This window comes from Geodermatophilus sp. URMC 63 (assembly GCF_053502565.1).
Map to the genome: position 1 here is coordinate 1,742,440 of NZ_CP199956.1, position 18,766 is coordinate 1,761,205.

The window sequence follows — 18,766 nt, forward strand, 5'->3', positions numbered from 1 at the left end:
GGAGGGTCAGCGGACGCCGCTGTAGCGGATGACGGTGCCGGCGCCGCCCGAGCGGGCGGTGGTCAGGCTCAGCGTGGCGCGGCGCAGCGTCTCGGTCGCGGCGACGCCGTGCTCGAGGACGGCGATGCCCGCGCCCGCCCCCAGGCCGGGGAAGCCCAGTGAGGCGACCTGGGTGGTGAGCCGGGCGGCCACCGTGTCGGCGTCGGACGGCGAGCCCTCGACGAGGACGGCGAACTCCGTCGGGCCCGAGCGGCCGATCCAGTCGTCGCCGCGCAGCGAGGCGGCCACCAGGCGCGTCGTCGCGTCGAGCGCCGACGCCGCCGTGGGCCAGGTGTCGTCGCGGCGGAGCAGCCCCACCACGAGGAGCGCGCCGGGCCGCCGGGCGGGGTCGGCCAGCCGCCCGGCCAGCTCGGTGAGGACGGTGACCCGTCCGGGCAGCAGCGCGGCGCAGCCGTCCTCGACCGCGGCTGCAGGCGGTGCGACGGGGGCGACGGGGTTGTGCGTGATCGTCATGCCGGAGGCATCGGCCGACGGGGAGCGGGCGCACACCCGGCGGCGGGCCGGGACCACTCACAGGAGGGAGGCCGGTCGCTCCGCGAGGCCCTCAGGCGGTCGCCGGGGACCAGGGCGAGGGCGGGCCGACCCAGCGGACGTTGACCGGCGTGACGGTGTAGCGGACGGTGCCCACCGAGACCGTGGCGACGTCGGTGCACGACAGCCGGGTGCCGTCGCTGGCCGGGTGGGCGACACCGGGGACGCCGTTGGCCGACGAGCCCGCGCAGGTGCCGCTGGAGACCAGGCCGGCACCGAGCAGGCTGCTGTCGCGGGTGACCTGCCAGCCGGTGACGGGGACCCCGCCGGCCGGCGGCACGGGCCAGGTGACGGTGAACGTGCGCGAGGTTGCCGGGCCGCTGCCGGTGACCGACGGGGCCGCCGCGGAGACCAGCTTCCCGGCGCGGGCGGCGCCGGTGCCCGAGCCGGGGACGCTCCAGGCCGCCTGCGCCGGGACGGCCGGCACGAGCAGCGCGGCCACCAGCAGCAGCCGGCAGGCGGCGCGCGTCACGGCGTCCCTCCCGAGGGCCGGACGGTCAGACCAGGACGCCGGAGACGGTGAGGGCGACGCTGAAGGAGGCGCCCTGGCAGCCGTCGTCGGCGTTGGCCAGCATCTCCAGCGCGCCGGGGACGGTGACCTGCACGCCGCCGGACCCGGCGGGCACGCGGACGGCGGGGGACAGGACGACGGAGGACTGGCTGGGCACGACGCTGCCCGCCGCGCAGGTCCGGCCCGCCAGCGGGACGACGGTGACCGTGCCCAGCGAGGCGGTGGTCAGGTCGACGGCGAAGACGTTCGGGTTGCTGACCGTGGCCACGACCGTGCCGGCGGTCGTCGAGCCGTAGCCGCCGGAGGGCTTCGGGTAGAGCGTCGCGGTGGGGACGGCGGCGGACACCCCCAGGTTCTGCACCGTGGCGGCGCGGGCCGCGCCGTCGCCGGTGCCGACCGCCAGCCACGACGCGGTGGACACGCCGGCGCCGAGCAGGAACACGGTGGCCGCCAGCACGACGCCGACGCGGCGGCGGGTCCGGCTGCCGGTGCCGGAGCGGCCGGTGCGGGTCATGTCGTGCCTCCGGTCGGACGTGCGGGGGATGGGGACACGCCGTCCCGTCGTGCACGATCAACGGCCGCACGACCGTGCTGCTTGAGTCCAACCGCCGCGGGGATCCCCCGGGCGGACGGCGCTCGCCCGTACGGACGCACGGGGAGCCTCGATCGGTGGGGATGGGGTCGTCCGTCCGCTGTCCGGGCCGAACCTGCGGCTACCGTCGTGGAGTGCTCCGCTGGCTCTGCGCCCTCCTCGTGGCGGCGGTCCTCTCCGGGTTCATGTTCCTGCTGGTGACCGGCCGGTACATCAACGACGGCCCCGTCCTCGTGCGGTTGACGACGACGCACGGGCTCCACCTCGGCGACCTCTTCGTCCTGACCGGGTGGGTGCTGGCGATGCTGGCGGTCACCAAGCTCACCGCCCTGGCCCGGTAGTTCTCCGCGGGCGCCGCACCGTCAGGCGAGCAGGCCGGCGCGCGCCTTGGCGGTCAGCGCGGTGCGGACCGCGGCGTCGACGGTGGCGGAGAAGGCAGGATCGGCCTCCGCGCGGGCGAGGACGGCGTCGACCATGGCCGGGAGGACGCCGGCGTCCACGGTGAGCACCAGCGTGCCGCCGGCCTCGAGGAACCGGGTCGCGCGGTCGCCGGGCGGCACGTCCTGGAACGCCACCGCCACGCCGACGTCGTCGGTGACGACCACGCCGTCGAAGCCGAGGAAGCCGCGCAGCAGCGTGCGGATCACGGTGGGGGAGAAGGTGGCCGGCGCGGCCGGGTCGAGGGCCGGGTACGTGGCCGAGGAGACCATGACGAACGGCTCGGCGGGGGAGGCGGCCAGCTCGCCGAACGCGGCCACCTGCTCGCTGTCGGCGGTGGTGACCGGGTCGGTGACGCCGGCGACCTCGTCGGTGTTCTCGCCGACCAGGCCCAGGCCGGGGAAGTGCTTGAGCGTGGCGGTGACGCCGTGGGCGGCCAGGCCGTCGACGACGGCGCGGACGTCGGGGACGACGTCGGCGGCGGTGCTGCCGTACTGCCGGCCGAAGGCGCCGATCGGGTCGTTGTCGGTCTCGGTGCCGGCCGGGACGACGTCGGCCACCGGCGCGAGATCCAGGTCGACGCCCGCCGAGGCCAGCGAGGTGCCGAGCCCGTCGGCCAGCGCGGCGAGCTGGTCGGGAGGCAGCCGGCCCTGGTCCGCGGCGGCTGGCAGCCGCTCGAACCCGGGCCCCTGCAGCGCCTGCACCTGACCGCCCTCCTGGTCGACGGCGACCCACGGGCGGGGGCCGGGTGCCGCGCCGGCCCAGCGGCCGGTGACCGCGGCGAGGTCCTCGGCCGCGGCCTGCGATCGGCCGGCGAGGAAGACGCCGCCGACGCCGTCGTCCACGAGGGCGTCGCCAGCGTCGAGGTCGTCGAGCTGCACGCCGACGACGAACAGCTGCGCCACCTGCGCCCGGCGGTCGAGGCCGGCGAGCGCGGCGTCGACCTGCTGGTCGAGCGGTGCGTCGGCCGGGAGCGCCGGCGTCGTCGGCGCGGTCGTCGTCGGGGCGGCGCTGGAGGACGCCGGGGACGACGAGCCGGCGGTGGACGACATCGACGACGGGCCGGTGCAGGCGGCGAGGAGCAGGCAGAGCAGCGCGCAGAGGACCGGCGCGGGCCGGGTGGGCGCGGGCGGGCGCATGGTGCTCCTCGGACGGCGGGCGGGGATCCGACCCAGTGTGCCGAGTGGGCCAGCCGGGGCCGGGGGCGCCTCCGGCACCATGGGCGGGGTGCGGAGGGCGGGGGTGCGGGCAGCGGTCCTGCTCGCCGTCCTGGCTGCGGCGGTCGTGGCGGTGCTCGTCGTCGACCTGCCGAGCGCGGCGGCGGTGCGGTCCTGGCTCGACGGGACCGGTCCCCTCGGGGTGGTCCTGCTCGTGCTCGGGGCGGCCCTCGCGCTGGTCGGCCCGGTGCCGCGGACGGCGCTGTCGCTGCTGCTCGGCGCCGTCGTCGGGTTCTGGACCGGCCTGGTCGTCGCCGTCGCCGGGGGCGTGTTCGGCGGGCTGGCCGCCTTCGGGCTGAGCCGGGCGCTGGGCCGCGACGCGGTCACCCGGCTGGCCGGCCGGCGGCTGGCGGCGGTGGACCGCCGGCTCGGCGATGGCGGCTTCGTCGCCGTCCTGCTGGTCCGCCTCTCGCCGCTCTCTTTCACGCTGACCAGCTACGCAGCCGGGCTGACCGGGATCCGGCTGGTGCCCTACGCGCTGGGCACGGCGCTCGGCATCGTGCCCGGGTCGGTGCTGCAGGTGGGCGTGGGCGCCTCGGCCGGGTGGCTGTCGGGCTGGGCCACCTCGACCGGTGGGCTGCTGGTCGAGGGGGCGCTCATGCTGGCCGTCTTCGTGGGCGGCGTCTCGTGGTGGTGGTGGCGACGCCGCAGCGCCGCGGGGACGCGGCCGGGTCGAACCCGGGACGTCCCCTGCGTCGACCCGAATTCGTGAGAAGTCCGCTACGGAAAGTGGCAGTCGATCTCCACACCGCCCAGGATGGGGCGCGTGGCAGAGGAGGCCGGCCCCCGGCACCGCGCGCCGGAGGAGGCCTGCCACGCCCCCGCCGACTACGTCCCGTCGGTGCCCGCTCGGCGGGAGGGGCGCCAGCCCTCCCGGTCGGAGCAGCGGCGCGCGCGGGTGGCCGCCGAGCGCTCGCGTCTGCGGAAGGTGATCATCGGCCTGGTCGGCGCCCTAGTGGTGGGGGCCGGCCTGGTGATCGGGCTGGGCACACTGCGGGTCCAGGGCGTGGCGGAGGACGTGGCGCGCCTGGAGGACCCATTCCCCGCCGAGGCGGGGCGCCCGCCGGCGGCCACCACGGAGGCGCTCACCTTCCTTGTGGTGGGCGTGGACCCGTCGGACCGGACGACGGGTACCACCCGGGCGGAGGCGGCCCTGCTGCTCCGGCTCACTGGCGACCGGCAGCACGCGCAGGTGGTGTCGATCCCTCTGGACACCTGGGTGGCCGAGAGCTCGACGACCATAGAGGACGCCTTCGGCGATGCAGGGCCGGCAGGTGCCGTGGGCGCGGTGGAGACGTTGACCGACGTGCGGGTGGACCACTACGCCGAGCTCGACTACGCCGGCCTCCGCTCGGTAGTGGACACCCTCGGCGGGATCACGGTGGACGTGCCCGAGCCCTACAGCAGCCAGGGCCGGTCCTTCGCCTCCGGGCCGCAGGAGATGAGCGGCGCGGAGGCGCTTGCCTACCTACGTGACGCTAGCGCCGGAAGCCGCGCCGGCGCTGCGGGGAGGCAGCAGCGGGTGGGGCAGGCGCTGTTCGATCGCATCGCGCAGCGCGACGCTCTGACCGACTTCGGTGACTTGGGCAGCCTGCTAGGTTCCGTCACGGACGCCATCCGGGTGGACGAGAGCCTGGCCGACGAGGCCCTCGTGGCCACCGCGTGGGAGTTTCGCGCAGTGGGAGACCCGGAGTTCCTCACCGCCCCCCTGGCTGGCTCGGGAACGGAGGCGGGCCGCCAGGTGCAGTACCTCGACGATGGCCGTGCGGCGGCCCTGTGGGGGCAGCTGCGCGACGATAAGCTCGCCGCCCATCTAAGTGACTTCAAGTGATTGCAATGCTCCGCTCTGCGGGCCGCCGCTCACTGTCATCGGCAGTATGCCTTCCTGGACTACTGCTAAAGATCATTAACGGCTGGTGTTCAGGAACGGGCCGAACTCGAGCCCGGTACTGGCGAGGAAGCCGTCCAGCAGGACGGGGCGGTACTGCATCCGCTTCAGGCGGGTCTTCGCCAGCGCGGTCAGCTCGGCGAGGCTGTGTTTGGTCAGGTTGGCCAGCGACCGCTTCAGATGCGCCCACACCGGCTCCACCGGGTTGAACTCGTGGGCGTAGGGCGGCAGCCGGAACACCGTCAGCCACGGCCGGGCCGCGATCAGCTCGGTCATCGCGGCGCTGGTGTGGGTGTTGAGGTTGTCCCAGACCAGCACGATCGGCCCGCCGAGCTGGGAGTGGGCGGCGTCGAGCAGGTTGGCGTAGTCGGCCTCGGTGAAGCCCTTGCGCCCGCCGCTTCCGCGCCGTCGCGGTCGATGGGTGCGGTGGATCAGCCGCGGCCGGTGGGCCGGCTTCACGGCCACCAGCGCGGCCACCGACAGCCGTGGCGCGTTCTGTGCGGTCACCCGGACCACCGGCGTGCGGCCGCGCCGGCCCCAGGTGCGTCCCTTCGGCGGCCTCAGCCCCTGGCCGGACTCGTCTTCGAAGACCAGCCAGGCGCCCAGGTCCGCCGCGGTCGTTTTATCGCCGGCCAGGTCTCCTCCCGCCAGGCGGCGATCCGCTCCTCGTCGCGCTCGGCCGCTTGGCGGGCCGGGACCTGCACGCTCCAGCCCATGCGGTGCAGCAGCAGGTCCATTCCGGGCAGGGTGTAGTCCACGCCGAAGCGTTCGCGCACGACGGCGGCGATGCGCGGCAGCGTCCAGCACTGATCGGCCCAGCCCCACGCCGCCGGGCCGGCGTCGAGCAAGACCTGCAGCTCGTTCAGTTGGGTGGGGCTGAGCCGACAGCGGGCCCCACCGGCTCCCTTCGACGCCAGCGCCGGCCGACCGCCGTCGGCCAGCGCGCGCCGCCAGCGGTTGGCCGACATCCGGGTGACCCGCAACCGGGTGGCGACCTCCTGGTCGGAGGCGCCCTCCTCGATCCAGTTGGCCGCGGCCAGCCGCACCTGTTCTCGCCGGGCCCGCTCATCAGCGGTCAGCCCGCCGCCCTGGGCATAGCGCATGCCACCGGGATAGCGCAGGCCGCGGCGCCTGTCAGCAGCATCCAACCGACGATCACCAGAGCCCGGAACTTCCGCCGTTAATGATCTTTAGTGCGCGCGATCCCTTTATGCTGGGTGGGTCGGGTCGATCACCTGAAGGCTCATCTGATGTCTCTTGAAATATGCAGTTACGGAGTCCCACAGTCCTCTACGTCGATACAGCATAATGTCGAATCGATTCGGCCCCACTGCATTAGTGGTCAGCGTTCGCGCATACAACCTCCCGCCATGAGGAGCGGACTCCCCCCGTCCTGGTTGTAGGTCCGCGTATTGCCATGATTCTGATCGGCCGGTGAGGTTATATTGCAGCGCAACGAAACCCCTATAGGGCTCAGAGGACAGTCGGATCTTGCCTCGAATGTAGAGCCATTCATCGGTCTTGTAGGGGATGAAACAAGCTTGGCCATAGCCTACCCCAGAGGCATCCGCCCTCTTCCAAGAAAGCATTTTCTCCCTCGTGGACACCCCTAGCTTGAAGGGTGGGGACCCCCCGTATGGCGGACCGTAAAGCTGGCAGACGTTGATGAACGGGACATCTCGACCGTCGGACGGCGGCAGTCGCGACGGGAAGTCAGCGGGCAACAGAATCGCAAAGCCGAAGTAAAAGGTGTCGCCGTTCCGTAATGAGCCCGGAGGCTCCAATTGCGCCCTAGGATTGTCGGTCGGCCCGACTGCTGAGTCGGGCACAGTGCAGCGCAAGACCATCTCGTCGACTCCCGTCGGGTCTTCGACCACCGACACTGTCTCGGGATGGATCACATGGGAATATGCGCTAAGGCCCTTTAAGCCGACGTCGGCACTGAAGATCGGAGCCCCTGAGCCACAACTTTCCTCGAATTCTGCGACTGCGCACGCGGATTGCCCCCTCCCCAACAATAGGTGGAGGCCCGCAAGCCCCGAAGCACTCAACACGGCACGGCGCGAGACACGAAGTGGCGTTGTCGACATACACTGATTCAATGCTGGTGGCGCTTCTCGCTTCATCGCTCAACTATCCTGGGCTGTGCTTCAATCTTGGACTCTGGCCCTGACGCAGCGGCCATTGACATGCACAGGCCCAGAATAATTAGGAGTGCAGGGTTGCCCTCGAGGCCGTTGTAATTGCCGATTGAGACGGTGAATGCCAACATGCCAGCGATTGCGCCGACAGCCGAGCCCCGAATCCCGACCCGTAAGTGCAGAGCGACCCACAGGATTACGGGAACGGCAAAGACTCCGCCCGAGATGAGCAACTGAAGGAGCGAATTCTCCAGTATCGCTCCGTAGCGCTCAGTGAACAGGTAAACGGACGTCCCGAACCCACTTCCGAGAGGCAAGGTATCGAACAACATTTCGAGGCCTCGGTCGAATACAGCGTAGCGGTACTGTAGGGACCCCTCCCCACCACTACTGAGCGATCTCTCGGCGAGCAAAGGTGATTGTGAGATCAGGAACACGGCCCCCATTGCTGACGCCGCGAAGAGAACTCCCCAAGGTCTTTGCGCTGGCAGTCGACCGATTGCGCTCCCACGCCCTATAACAATGACGGCCGCGCCAATAGCAATCGCAACGAGGCCCGACCGAGACACGGAAAGCGCTACGGCGGAGAGCGATAACGTCGCCGATATTGCTGCCGCCAACCTGGTCCGCCCCTTGCTTTCGACGAATGCCCAAAGCGCAATCATGAAGCATACTGAGCCGATCAACGAGAGAACTAGGGGGTGACCCACGCTCGCCTTCGCTCGGAAAACAGACCAATCCCTGCCGCCGACCTGACTAGAATAGAGGGCCAACCACGGATTGACCCCTGTGCTGAACTCAAAGAAAGCAAGCGTCCCTAAGACGCTACCTGCGCCGATGAAGGCTGAGCGCGTCGTTCCAATGTCCCCCTGAGGCACATGGCGCGCGACGATGGGTGCGGCCACTATGCAGACGAGCATCACTGTGCTCCAGTAGAGCGTGGCGGCACGATTTTCACTCACGATGAACGACCCGACAGGCGCGGCAGAAACAAGGATTAGAGTGACGAGCTCCAGCGTCGACCATCGACGCTGCCGCACGACATGAAGTGAGCAACGGGCTACCCAAATTGCCATGATGACAACACTGGGGTGGAAGTACCGGCCTAACAGCCGTGGCACATCCATGAATCCTAAGGGCAGCAGGACCATTGACCACAGCGCTAAAGCCGGCAGGAGTCGACGGGGGAGCGCAATAAGCATTGAGGCCGCACCCGAGAACAAGAGCATTGCGAGCACGTAAGGGGGAGCAAGTGCCGAGAACCCTCCGAGGATCGCTCCCGCTACCGTCGCGGCAACAAACTGGACACCTACGTCGCCGCGCCACATTGGCCGCCTAGCGCGGGGGTTGGTGATGAACAGTAGGCCTCGCTTGTGCATCCTGCTCATGCGGCCCGTGCCGAAGGTTTGCATCTACTCGCGTCTGACGACCATGTAGCTCGCCGCCTGTGCGATGTGCTCGGTTGAGAGAGCCTCGACGGAAACGGTGAGAGCCAACGAACGAGTCGCCAAATAGTCAGCGATTTGGCACTGATGATCATCGATGTGCTCATTCCGCCTAGCCCGACGCGGCACGAGTATTGGGTACTTGCCCAATTCCAACAGCCGAATTGCGCTACCTACACCCGCATGACTGATAACGACGTCCGCCGCCGTGGCGTACGCGTCGAATTCCTTCTGCGTGATGAAGTCCCTTACCTCACCAGGTAAGCTACCCGACGGAGTGACTCCAAGCTGCCAAGCAATTCGGTCGCTGCTCAAGCCCGTCGCCTGGACGGCCTGCACGAGTCGCTCAAACGGATACCGCTTGAGCGTGCCAAGGGTTACGAACAGGGAGGGTGCCTTCGCGCCTTCGTCCGCGTGCTTCGGTATCCGCTCAAAAGCATCCAGCACAGAGAAGGCGTGTTGCCATCTGCCACGAACCCACGCAGGGTGCTGACTGTAGAGCTCGTTTGCGAGCCTTGAACGCGCAACGAGCCGGCCAGTTAGCGACGGACCGAGCACGCGAGAGACGCTCTCAATATAGGTAGTCTGCAACCTAAGCCGCTTGGCCGCGATGAACGCAGGGAGGGCGATTGCGGCTCCAGTGCTGACGCATTCGTCGATCCTCTCCCGTCTCATCAGTTCAACGAATCGGGGAACCGACTTTACGACCCCCGCAATGTCCCGCTGAGTAACGTCCGGCACTGTCACCCAGGGCATGCCAGCGAGTAGGGATGTCGCCTGTGGGGTGTCTGGCGTTGCGAAGATTGGCTCGACTGCTGAGAAGCGAAGCCGCTGTAGGCGCACGATCTGCTCGAGGTGTCCCCCGGGCGAGGCGACGAACATAACCTTATGCATCTCGCTCCAGTCCATTGCTCTGCCCCACCGCCGACACTCGCGCCGATATCAGTCTCTCGACGCTAGCAAGTCGTGCACGATAAGCCGAGACGAGTTCAACAACGGCGTCTGCCTTCTCAACTTGCTCGCCGAGGAACGACTGAAGAGCCGCCGGTGACGCAGGTCCGCTCGTTCGGGGCCCTAGGCGAGCGTCGGATGACGGCAGGAGTGCGAAGTGGCGTTCAATCTTGGCGTTCGGTCCGTCTAGAAGCGCGGCTGGCACCGCACCCTCGGTGGCGGCAGCGATCAGCACATGCAGGCGGTCACTCACCACGACGACTGACTGCGCGTAAGCGCGCCGGAGTCGCTCTTCTTGAGAAAGGAGATCATAATCGTTCCACTGTATCGCGGAACAGCGCAGGCGCGCGGCGAGGTCCCTGGTCATCGTGTCATCCCTCGCTACCTGGCTAACGACAGTCGGGATCAGCCTCGCTGATGACGCAAACCTCGCGATGGCCGTTACGACAGCGTTTGACGGTGCTGGACGGTCGCCTCGATACGATATGACCAACTTGCTTCGCGCGTGCAATATGCGATCCCGCAACTGGTTGTTTGATGATCCCTGCGCGAATGCGAGGTCCGGCACCCACCCGTCGCCATGGAGGTGGCGATGGGTGTCGGGGTCGCGCCAATAACACACGTCAGACTGTCTTGCAATCTGGCGAAGCATGAAGGTCCACGGTTGCTCGAAGGTACGAAGTCCTGCTCCAACACGAATAGCCAAGCCACCACGTCGCCGCAGAAGCACCACGAAGGGGAGAGTGGCCACATGTTCGCGCATCCCGGAGAAGGATGCTTGCAATTCTCCCGGCTTCCCCACGATGACGGCTCCCTGTGCACTGCTTGCCGTGGCCGTCATGAGCCACCGACTTAGGGATTGGTACTCGATCATGTCGGGGACAGCTTGAGCGAACGCCTCGGCGTAAGGCCTTGGCGCCCTCCCCAGGTAGGCGTGGACCCGCCCGACCTCAGCGAGCCACTGCAAGAGCGTTCGTCGCAGAATGATGTCCCCGAGATTGTCATACTGGCCAACAAGCGGAACAAAGATGTTGGTGACCTGCGACAATTGTCGGACGTCGCGTGAACTGCGCGCGGTCAAAGCGGTGCCCCCAAGACATCACGGACGACCGTGTCTGCTCGCAGATGATGAACGCTCGCGAGAGCACCCTCCCTCGTCATGGTCGACGATGCCTCGATGGCATGAGCAAGTACGGCCGGCTCGCGGGACGTCCTGACGCCATTGCTCCTCCCATCGAGCAGGCCGTTTGGATCGGCGCCATCTGTCGCTACTACAGGCAAACCGCTTCCTAGTGCCTCGACCATTGCCCGTGGGAAACCTTCGAAATGCGAGGTCATAAGAAAGAGATCGTTCTTCCTGAGCTCCTCGCCCACCACGCTCTTCTTCACGAGGCCGGTTAGCGTCACCCTCCGCGCTAGTCCGAGCGCCTCGACCCGAGATTTGACGGAGGCTTCCAGAGTTCCGGACCCCACCATAGTCAAGCTGTATGGTTCAGGAAGCCGCGTCAACACCTCCAGGGCGAGGTGCGGATCCTTCGCCGGCTCTAGACGGCCTACCCATATCAACCTAGTCCGCGCGGTTGAATCACTGCCCGCACCTGGATAGACAGTCTCAGGATCAAACCAAGTTGGTGAAAAGCGGACATTTGCTGACAGCGCCTGCAGACGTGTCGCCCCTTTGGAACTGAAGACGACTACATCGCGGGCCTGCAATACGGCGACATGTTCCATTGCCCGATATGCCCACTTCGCGCCTTTGAAGAAGGACCGACTGGCGGGTCCTAAATTCTCAACCCCGCTGCTGTGGATGAATTGCACCAACCTGGATTGCGGGAAAAGCCCTCTGAGTGCGACGCCCGTGTTGACCCTATGGGCCTGGACTACCGAGTCGGATATGTCCCGCCGAAACTTGAACACGCCTCTTAGCAGGGCCACGGAGTGAGGTACCGCGCGCCGAAGATCGGCATGGTCGAGCCTGGCGACGGCCATAAACTCGAATTCGCGCCCGTCAACATGCTCAATGGACCACTTGCCCAAGACTCGGTCTCCGATAGCATCGACCCCGACAACCCTTAGCCGCATTCCTGAGGGCTTGTACTTGAGCAGCCCCCTTATGCAGGTGTCGATTCCACCAGCCTTCTCGCGCCGTGGGTCGAACTGCTCAATCAGCGTTCTGTTCACGAAGGACGCCCCCCTCAATCATGGAAATCCGCGTAGTTAGCGCAGCGCTTGTGGATGACGACAGAGTCATGTATAGGAAGATGCAGCCAACGATGACTCTCACTATCAGCGTCGACACAAGCACGCCCGTGGGACCAATTAGGCCAAATATGACCCAATTCATGGCCAGATTCGTTATGACGGATACCATAGCTATGGGGGTCAGCACAGATGCTCGGCCCGCCAGGACCATCACTCGGGCGCCGAACGTGTTGAGGGCGACAAACGGAAGTGAAACGAGCAGCAAGGCGCCCCATAGAAGTGCCTGCGCAAGGACGAGAGATGTCGGTGCGTATGCCCACGCTACGACCAGTACCAGGCTTGGTCCAAGGCCGAGAGCAATGCCAGGGAGGGTCACTGCACGGATTTCGCGCACGAGACGCGCCCGGTGCGGCCCACGGCCCACCACTGTGGGTAGGCGAGCAACGCGAGGAAGGATGCGAAGGTTGTTCAGGACTTGATTGCTGGCGAAGAAGAGCTTGTCGGCAATCTCGCTCGCCGCGACGGATCCGGAGGGTCCGGCGACCAAGAACGCTTTATTGACGACAGGATTGGTTTGCGTTACAGACATCGACGTCACCTGGTGGAGAAGGGAGGCGAAGCTTGGTAAGGCGTACTCCTGCTGTCGGGGCTGCGGCTGGCGGTCGCATAGACGTCGACCAAGTGCGGTGAGTGTTGACACCCGAACCGCCTCCCCGAGCAGGAAGGCAAGAACGATCAGCGTGAGGTCATCCGACGCCGCCAGGATGGTCAGGGGGATTGCATAGCGAAATGCTTGTGGCCATAGCGTCGCGGCCACTCTGCCACTGGTCAATAGAATAGCGTAATACGGAGATGCTAGTGATCCGATGATTGGATACAGCGCTACACAGATTGATGGAACAATGATCGTGCTTAAGTTTTGTTGCGGTGAGCTGGAGACGCTGTATATGGCAAGGATGCTAGGGGTGAGGACCACTGACATCAGGGTGCAGAAGTGCGCTGCTCGCCGCTGCGCGTCCCGTACTAGGGCCGCCGGTACCGACCTCTGGTGAGCCAAGATGGTGCTGAAAGTTGCAACTAATGAGACCTCCTGCGTACTTGTTGCGATATTACTAACTATTATTCCTGTGGAGGAGAGCAGAAGCAGTCGGTCGACGTCGATTGGGGCAAGCACGATCGCGGCCGAAAGCGGAAAAAGGAGCCCGGGTATGTTGCCGACCGCCAGTGAGGCGAGCCGTCCTACCTGAGTAGCTGTCCCTCGATATCGGCGGAGTGCTACGTTTCCCTGATCCCTCACGCGAGGATCCTCAAGTCATTCGTTGACAAGATCGCGCTGCTACTGCCGCCGCCAAGGTCCTCTCATAGGCCGTCGCAATGTGGTCCCAGTCGTACAGCTCACGAGCCTTCCTAACATTTTGCCGCGAGATCTCCTTATACCGTTCTTCGTCGCGAAGCAGGGAAAGCACAGCGGTAGCGGCCGCTTCTAGATCTCCAGGGGGGAAGAGTATCCCATTTACCTCGTCCTCAATGACGAGAGGGATCGAACTTGTGCGTGCCGCAACAACTGGTAGGCCAGTAGCCATGGCCTGCGCGAAGGTGACTCCGAAGGTCTCAAACATGGAGTGAGACAGGAAGAGATGTGCTGACTTAAAGAGGTCCGGAAGTTGTTCGTCCGGCACATAACCAAGCAATTCCACGCTTCCGTCCGGTAGGTTCCTCGCTTGCTCGGCGAGTGCGGCATGCTCAGGCCCTTTGCCGACTACAAGAAGCTTGACGTTGGCGCCAGAATCTCGAAGCACCCTGGTCAACTCAATCAACATGTCCACCCGTTTGACTGGTGACAGCCGCTGTACGGCAAGCAGCTTCAGGTGTCGCCCAAGATCAAGCGTTTCTGCGGGGGGAGTGAACTGACGACTGTCCACGCCGTAGGGGATGACTTCACTAGATCGCGCCCATCTTGTTCCAGACGTGTAAAAGCGCGAGTTCTCAATGACTTGGGTTGCTGCCCTCAGGGTGAGCTCGGCATGGATGCGCGACGCGGGGGGGAGAAGGCGTAGGACATCGCTGCGTCCGACCAGTGACACCACGACCGGAATCCGGTAGACCATACAGAAAAGGACGGCCGCTAGTCCTGCTGGCCTGATGAAGTGTAAGTTGATGACGTCGACGGGGCAATTGCGGTGAACCTGGCGCATCCGCCTAAAGAAGGGTATTCCGGTCGCCGTCAATAGCCGTCTTGCCCATCTAGGGGCGGTGCGCCGCCAGGGATGAGTAAAGCGTACGACCTCGTAATTGTCCGAGCTGCTGGTGGTTCCACCCGATGTGCCCACGCGGTCCGCTGAGAGTCGAGGCGTAAGGACCGTCACTCGATGTCGCGTCCCCAGGCGATCGTAAATCTCATGCAAGCCGAGCTCCGCGCCGCCAGCGACGGGGAGGAAAGTTGGAGTGCAGACCAGAATATGCAGCCTCGGTGGAGCGTCGGCTGGTCGGTTATCGGTCATTGTCAAGGAGGTCGCGAGAGGTAAGTGAGCGCACCCAATCCAATTGTTGTCGAAGTCCGTCGCGCAGGTCAGTGCGTGGCTGCCAACCTAAGATCTGCTGCGCCCGAGTCGTATCTCCTCCAGTGCGAGCCGCGTCGCCGCGTGATGCGGCGACATACTCCGCCTTCACCGGAGCGCCAAGTTCTTCCCCAAAGATCCTGAGAATACTATTGACGCTGGCGTTAGTCCCCCCGGCAATGTTTATGACCGCGCCAGCTGGAACATTCGGATGAGTCGCCGATAGAAGGTTGGCGTCGACGACGTCATCGATGTAGGTGAAGTCTCGTACTTGCTCACCGTCGCCAAAGATTCGTACAGTCTCGCGGGTGTCCGCGGCTCTGCAGAAACGGGTAAAGGCCATGTCAGGTCTTTGGCCCGGACCATACACTGTGAAGTAGCGCAACGAGACTGTATGCACCCCGTGCGCTTTGGCGTAGAGGACGCAGAGGTGTTCCGCAGCGAGCTTGGTCACGCCATAGGGACTTACGGGAGAAGGAAGTGCAGTCTCCAGCGTTGGGAAAGAGGTGGCCGTGCCGTAGACTGAGGACGAGGACGCATAAACGAATTTGGGCGGACTGGGCACTCCGGCGGCGGCCTCGAGGAGTCGTTGAGTCGCAATTATGTTATTCATCGTATACGCGTTAAAGCCCGACGACCAGGAGGCTCGCACGCCGGGCTGTCCCGCCTGGTGGAATATTACGTCGACGTCCCTGAGGATCTCGGACACAGGGGCGGCCGTCAGGTCGAGGTTGATAAATTCGAGGTCTCCGGCGACGGAGGTCAACTCGTCCCGCCGTTGCAGCTTGAGTATCGGAGAATAGTAATCGGTGAAGCAGTCGATCCCGGTTACCCTATGGCCCTCTCGGAGCAAGCGTGCAGTCAAGTGACTGCCAATGAAGCCGGCGGCCCCTGTGACGACACAATGCATGCGGGTGCTCCTCGGTGTCAGAACTTCACGTTTCGGCTGTTGCTTGATCGTCGGCAGGTCGACAATTGGAAGCTTCCGCCCTCAGGGGGCGGAGCGCTCGTGCGGCGAATGATAGGCAGTATTGAGTGCTGGCGCGACTTGTCCCGTGCAGGCCGTCGAACGTGGGCGCGTGCTTGCGCGATTGCGCAGGTCGCACGGGAGCGGGTGGTCGCAGCGTTCGATCTCACTGCGCAGGGTTGGCGCTGTAGCCCGGGTGTAGGGACGTCGATGATCTCGCGGGTCAGGTGGTAACCGGTCGACTGCTTGGGTACGTAGGGACGGCAGGTAGTCCGCGTGCTGCTGGGCGTCGGCCAGGGCTTCAGCGTGTCCCGGTCATCGCGCATGCATCGGGGGCGCAGTCGGCCAGCGACCGATCCTCGCCGTAGCGGCTGCATCGGATGCAAGCGGACTAGCGGCCAGGCAGTGAGCCATTCCCAGTAGCGGCTGGGCCAGGTCGTTGATCACGTCGTGCGGCCGTGCTCGTGATGGAGGAGGACAAGGGCGGCGGCGGTGATCGCGCCGATGCGCCAGGGGCAGAGGCTGACCCGGCGCAGCGCCTTGAAGGTGGTCTTGAGTAGCGAGTTGCCGCGTTCGGCCGGGGCGCGGGTGGCCGCGTGCAGCAGGTTGACGGTGCGCTGGTCGGCGGTCAGCGGCGCGTCGGCGGTCTTCTTGATCGGCGTGGTCAGCGCCGCCCGCTCGCCCTCGTAGCCCAGATCGGCCAGCACGGCGTGGGTCTCGTCGGTCCACTCGGCCAGCAGCGGCAGCGCCTCGGTGTGCAGGCGCAGGGCAGTGGTGTCGTGCTCCCGGCCCGGCCGCACCGCAGACGTCCACAGCGGCCAGCCGTCCGGGGCGGCGATGACCTGCACGTTGCCGCCGTGGGCGGCGTGCTTGCCCGACCACCATAGATCGACCCGGTGCTCGGGCCGATCCGCGCGGGCAGTTGGCCCGGCGACACGACACCGATCGGTACGGACCAGCGTGCCGTCCACCGTCACATGGGCATGGCCGGCGGCGCGGGCGGCCAGCAGCGCCCCGCGCAACCCCGGTGCTGCGGCGGCCAGGACGTCGATGCCCTCGTGCAGATACCGGTAGGCCGTGGAGCGGCCGATCCGGTTGTCGCAGGCCAGCTGCGCCAGCCGGGTGCCGTCGAGGACCAGCGCAGCACGAGCACCGCCTGCCGGTAGCAACCCAGCGCCCGGCGCCGGCCGCGGGTGCCTCGTCGCCGGCGTTCGGTGGCCAGCAGGCCCGACACGAAGTGCACGGTCTCCTTGGCGACCGGAAGCACAGCGGTGTAGGTGACAGGATCGGACACAGCAGGACCTCGGGTGGGGAAGACGATCCGTGAGAAGACGTCCCTCCTACCGAGGTCCTGCGCTTCCTCCCGTCACCTCGCCCTCGTCGGCGTGTCCGGTCTGACCTACCAGCCGCCCGCTACTGGGAAAGGCTCAGTGGCTTCGCCAACGGCTGCCACCAGCCACCTCGAGCGCTGGCTGGTGGCAGGAGCGCCTATCGTCCGGGGCGGCGGCACGACGGGGACGGCAGTTGTCTAATCGGCGAGCAGGACGGCGACAGCGACGGCGACGGCGAGAGCGGGGTTGCAGTGGGGTACAGGGATATGTTGACGGCGCTGCGGTCAACATGGTGGCTGCCCGTTGTGGCTTGCGTGGCGGGAGGTTGTGCTGCACTCCTCGTGAGTCTGTTGCAGACATCTATGTATACGTCGGAGACGCAGCTGTTCGTGTCGACTAGGGATACCGGCTCAAACGCCGCAGTATTCCAAGGTAGTCAATTCTCGCAGGGACGGGTGGCATCGTATGCGCAACTCATCACAGGCGAGGAGATGGCTGGCCGCGTCATCGAAAGGTTGGACCTGCAGGAAAATCCGGCTGAACTTGCGGAGCGCATCGCGGCGACTGGGGTCGCGGATACAGTATTAGTTGATGTATCTGTAACCGACGGGTCGCCTAGGGAGGCGCAGCGTATCGCAGCAGCGGTGGGTGAAGAGTTCCCATCCTTTGTGACGGAGCTCGAGACGCCGGATGAGGGGGGCTCCTCTCCTGTCACCGTTCGAGTCACCGAACGCGCTAGTCTGCCGCAGGAACGTAGCAGCCCTAAGACAGCCCGCGACATTGCGGTTGGCCTGTTGGCGGGACTTCTTGCTGGCTTGGGCTTCGTAGTTGGCCGGGCTCGACTGGATCGCACCGTCAAGGACCCGGACGAGATCGTCCGGTTAGCAGGTGCCCCGGTCATTGGGGCGGTACTCCGCGATGAGCAATTGGACAAGATGCACACCATTGACCACGCGCCGAACACGCGTACGGCTGAGGACTATCGGCAATTACGTAACAACCTGCAGTTCCTCAAGGTCGACGAGCCGCCCAAGGTCATCATGGTCTCGAGCGCCCTCCCCTCGGAGGGCAAGACCACCGCGGTGGTCAACCTCGGTCTGGCCCTTGCCGACGCCGGCCGGCGGGTGACCATCGTTGAGGCGGATCTCCGCAAGCCCAAGGTGACCCGCTACCTCGGGATGGTCGGCGGCGTCGGGCTCACCAACATCCTCTCCGGCAGCGCCGACCTCGACGACGTCGTGCAGAAGCACGGCACCGGCGACCTGCACGTCATCGCGGCCGGCCCCACCCCGCCCAACCCGGGCGAGCTGCTGTCGTCGAGCCACATGTTCTCGCTGCTCGACAAGCTGCGCGGCCAGAACGACTTCGTGCTCGTCGACGCCCCGCCGCTGCTGCCCGTGGCCGACTCCACCGGCCTGTCGGTTTACATGGATGGCGTACTGCTCTCCGTCCGCTACGGCAGCACGCACAAGGAGCAGCTCCAGCAGGCCGCGGCCACCCTGGAGCGGGTGGGCGCGACGCTGCTCGGCGTCATCCTCAACATCGTGCCGCCCAAGGCCGAGCTCGCCACCGCGTACGGCTACGGGTACGGCTACGGCTACGACACCGGGACGGGTCCCGCCACGGCGAGCTGAGTCACCTACGGCAACTCGTACCGGACGCTGTGTTGCCGTAACCCCTTCCGGGTGACGCCCCGTAGAGGTACGGTCACGGTGCTGGTCGAACGATGACGTTCCCGGCTGTTGAACGTGACTGCCCGGGCACGCACTCGGGTGTCGACCACGGGGGAAGCCATCATCACGTCCGAGCTCCGTGACGAGTCGGTCCGTCACTCTGAGCAATCGATTGCTCGCGGTTGGTACCTGTTTGCTCCTCGGCTACGGGGTGAGGGCACCGCTGCGCGGCGTGCGTGGCGCTCGGCCTACGTCCGTCGC

17 protein-coding genes and 3 pseudogenes are annotated in these 18,766 nt (G+C 66.2%); 5 read left to right on the forward strand and 15 right to left on the reverse strand.

The features are described 5' to 3' along the window. Window positions 1–6 precede the first annotated feature (6 nt). The 3 genes from ACWIZO_RS08455 to ACWIZO_RS08465 form a co-directional block, all read right to left on the reverse strand. Window positions 7–513 carry a hypothetical protein gene (locus ACWIZO_RS08455; RefSeq protein WP_448642046.1) on the reverse strand — a complete coding sequence of 169 codons (507 nt, stop codon included), beginning with the start codon at window positions 511–513 and terminating at the stop codon, window positions 7–9. A 91-nt stretch (window positions 514–604) separates the two neighbouring features. Next, on the reverse strand, window positions 605–1,063 hold the full coding sequence (locus tag ACWIZO_RS08460; RefSeq protein WP_448642047.1) for a hypothetical protein: 459 nt from the start codon (window positions 1,061–1,063) through the stop codon (window positions 605–607). Between the two features lie 25 nt (window positions 1,064–1,088). Further along, entirely contained in the window at window positions 1,089–1,616 is a 528-nt protein-coding gene (locus ACWIZO_RS08465) for a hypothetical protein (RefSeq protein WP_448642048.1), read from the reverse strand. 212 nt (window positions 1,617–1,828) lie between these two features. Between ACWIZO_RS08465 and ACWIZO_RS08470 the strand changes: the two genes are divergently transcribed. Beyond that, the gene (locus tag ACWIZO_RS08470; protein ID WP_448642049.1) at window positions 1,829–2,035 is read left to right on the forward strand and encodes a hypothetical protein; all 207 of its coding nucleotides are present in this window, start codon (window positions 1,829–1,831) and stop codon (window positions 2,033–2,035) included. A 21-nt stretch (window positions 2,036–2,056) separates the two neighbouring features. Here ACWIZO_RS08470 and ACWIZO_RS08475 read toward each other — a convergent pair whose 3' ends face one another. Further along, the gene (locus tag ACWIZO_RS08475; RefSeq protein WP_448642050.1) at window positions 2,057–3,271 is read right to left on the reverse strand and encodes a glycoside hydrolase family 3 N-terminal domain-containing protein; all 1,215 of its coding nucleotides are present in this window, start codon (window positions 3,269–3,271) and stop codon (window positions 2,057–2,059) included. A 103-nt stretch (window positions 3,272–3,374) separates the two neighbouring features. On the opposite strand from ACWIZO_RS08475, the gene ACWIZO_RS08480 reads away from it, so the two are divergent. Both ACWIZO_RS08480 and ACWIZO_RS08485 read left to right on the forward strand, forming a co-directional pair. Further along, the gene (locus ACWIZO_RS08480) at window positions 3,375–4,061 is read left to right on the forward strand and encodes a TVP38/TMEM64 family protein (protein ID WP_448642051.1); all 687 of its coding nucleotides are present in this window, start codon (window positions 3,375–3,377) and stop codon (window positions 4,059–4,061) included. Window positions 4,062–4,115: 54 nt separating this feature from the next. Then, entirely contained in the window at window positions 4,116–5,180 is a 1,065-nt protein-coding gene (locus tag ACWIZO_RS08485; RefSeq protein WP_448642052.1) for an LCP family protein, read from the forward strand. A 75-nt stretch (window positions 5,181–5,255) separates the two neighbouring features. Here the strand turns inward: ACWIZO_RS08485 and ACWIZO_RS08490 are convergent, their stop codons facing one another. The 11 genes and pseudogenes from ACWIZO_RS08490 to ACWIZO_RS08540 form a co-directional block, all read right to left on the reverse strand. Next, a complete protein-coding gene (locus ACWIZO_RS08490) occupies window positions 5,256–5,888 on the reverse strand; it encodes an IS630 family transposase (protein WP_448642927.1) in 633 nt (210 codons plus the stop codon). Further along, window positions 5,798–6,340 carry a winged helix-turn-helix domain-containing protein gene (locus ACWIZO_RS08495; RefSeq protein WP_448642053.1) on the reverse strand — a complete coding sequence of 181 codons (543 nt, stop codon included), beginning with the start codon at window positions 6,338–6,340 and terminating at the stop codon, window positions 5,798–5,800. The genes ACWIZO_RS08490 and ACWIZO_RS08495 overlap by 91 nt, the downstream gene beginning before the upstream one ends. 1,019 nt (window positions 6,341–7,359) lie before the next feature. Next, window positions 7,360–8,766 (reverse strand): hypothetical protein, encoded by a 1,407-nt coding sequence (locus ACWIZO_RS08500; RefSeq protein WP_448642054.1) that lies wholly within the window; start codon window positions 8,764–8,766, stop codon window positions 7,360–7,362. Window positions 8,767–8,790: 24 nt separating this feature from the next. After that, the gene (locus ACWIZO_RS08505; protein WP_448642055.1) at window positions 8,791–9,570 is read right to left on the reverse strand and encodes a glycosyltransferase; all 780 of its coding nucleotides are present in this window, start codon (window positions 9,568–9,570) and stop codon (window positions 8,791–8,793) included. A gap of 139 nt (window positions 9,571–9,709) precedes the next feature. Beyond that, window positions 9,710–10,855 (reverse strand): polysaccharide pyruvyl transferase family protein, encoded by a 1,146-nt coding sequence (locus tag ACWIZO_RS08510; RefSeq protein WP_448642056.1) that lies wholly within the window; start codon window positions 10,853–10,855, stop codon window positions 9,710–9,712. Further along, complete coding sequence (locus ACWIZO_RS08515; RefSeq protein WP_448642057.1) at window positions 10,852–11,955, reverse strand: glycosyltransferase; 1,104 nt, start codon at window positions 11,953–11,955, stop codon at window positions 10,852–10,854. Before ACWIZO_RS08515 ends, ACWIZO_RS08510 begins: the two co-directional genes overlap by 4 nt. Beyond that, window positions 11,936–12,952, reverse strand: a complete 1,017-nt coding sequence (locus ACWIZO_RS08520; protein WP_448642058.1) for a hypothetical protein — start codon at window positions 12,950–12,952, stop codon at window positions 11,936–11,938. The genes ACWIZO_RS08515 and ACWIZO_RS08520 overlap by 20 nt, the downstream gene beginning before the upstream one ends. 331 nt (window positions 12,953–13,283) lie before the next feature. Then, on the reverse strand, window positions 13,284–13,898 hold the full coding sequence (locus tag ACWIZO_RS08525; RefSeq protein WP_448642928.1) for a glycosyltransferase family 4 protein: 615 nt from the start codon (window positions 13,896–13,898) through the stop codon (window positions 13,284–13,286). A 6-nt stretch (window positions 13,899–13,904) separates the two neighbouring features. Continuing rightward, a pseudogene (locus ACWIZO_RS08530) lies at window positions 13,905–14,477 on the reverse strand (glycosyltransferase); the annotation flags it as partial. Then, the gene (locus ACWIZO_RS08535) at window positions 14,467–15,444 is read right to left on the reverse strand and encodes an NAD-dependent epimerase/dehydratase family protein (RefSeq protein ID WP_448642059.1); all 978 of its coding nucleotides are present in this window, start codon (window positions 15,442–15,444) and stop codon (window positions 14,467–14,469) included. The pseudogene ACWIZO_RS08530 and the gene ACWIZO_RS08535, both read right to left, overlap by 11 nt. Window positions 15,445–15,944: 500 nt before the next feature. Then, window positions 15,945–16,768: pseudogene (locus ACWIZO_RS08540) on the reverse strand (HARBI1 family protein). Between the two features lie 330 nt (window positions 16,769–17,098). Between ACWIZO_RS08540 and ACWIZO_RS08545 the strand changes: the two are divergent. After that, window positions 17,099–17,335 (forward strand): annotated as a pseudogene (locus tag ACWIZO_RS08545) (Wzz/FepE/Etk N-terminal domain-containing protein); the annotation flags it as partial. A gap of 432 nt (window positions 17,336–17,767) precedes the next feature. Continuing rightward, window positions 17,768–18,466 carry a CpsD/CapB family tyrosine-protein kinase gene (locus ACWIZO_RS08550; protein WP_448642929.1) on the forward strand — a complete coding sequence of 233 codons (699 nt, stop codon included), beginning with the start codon at window positions 17,768–17,770 and terminating at the stop codon, window positions 18,464–18,466. Window positions 18,467–18,766: the final 300 nt, after the last annotated feature.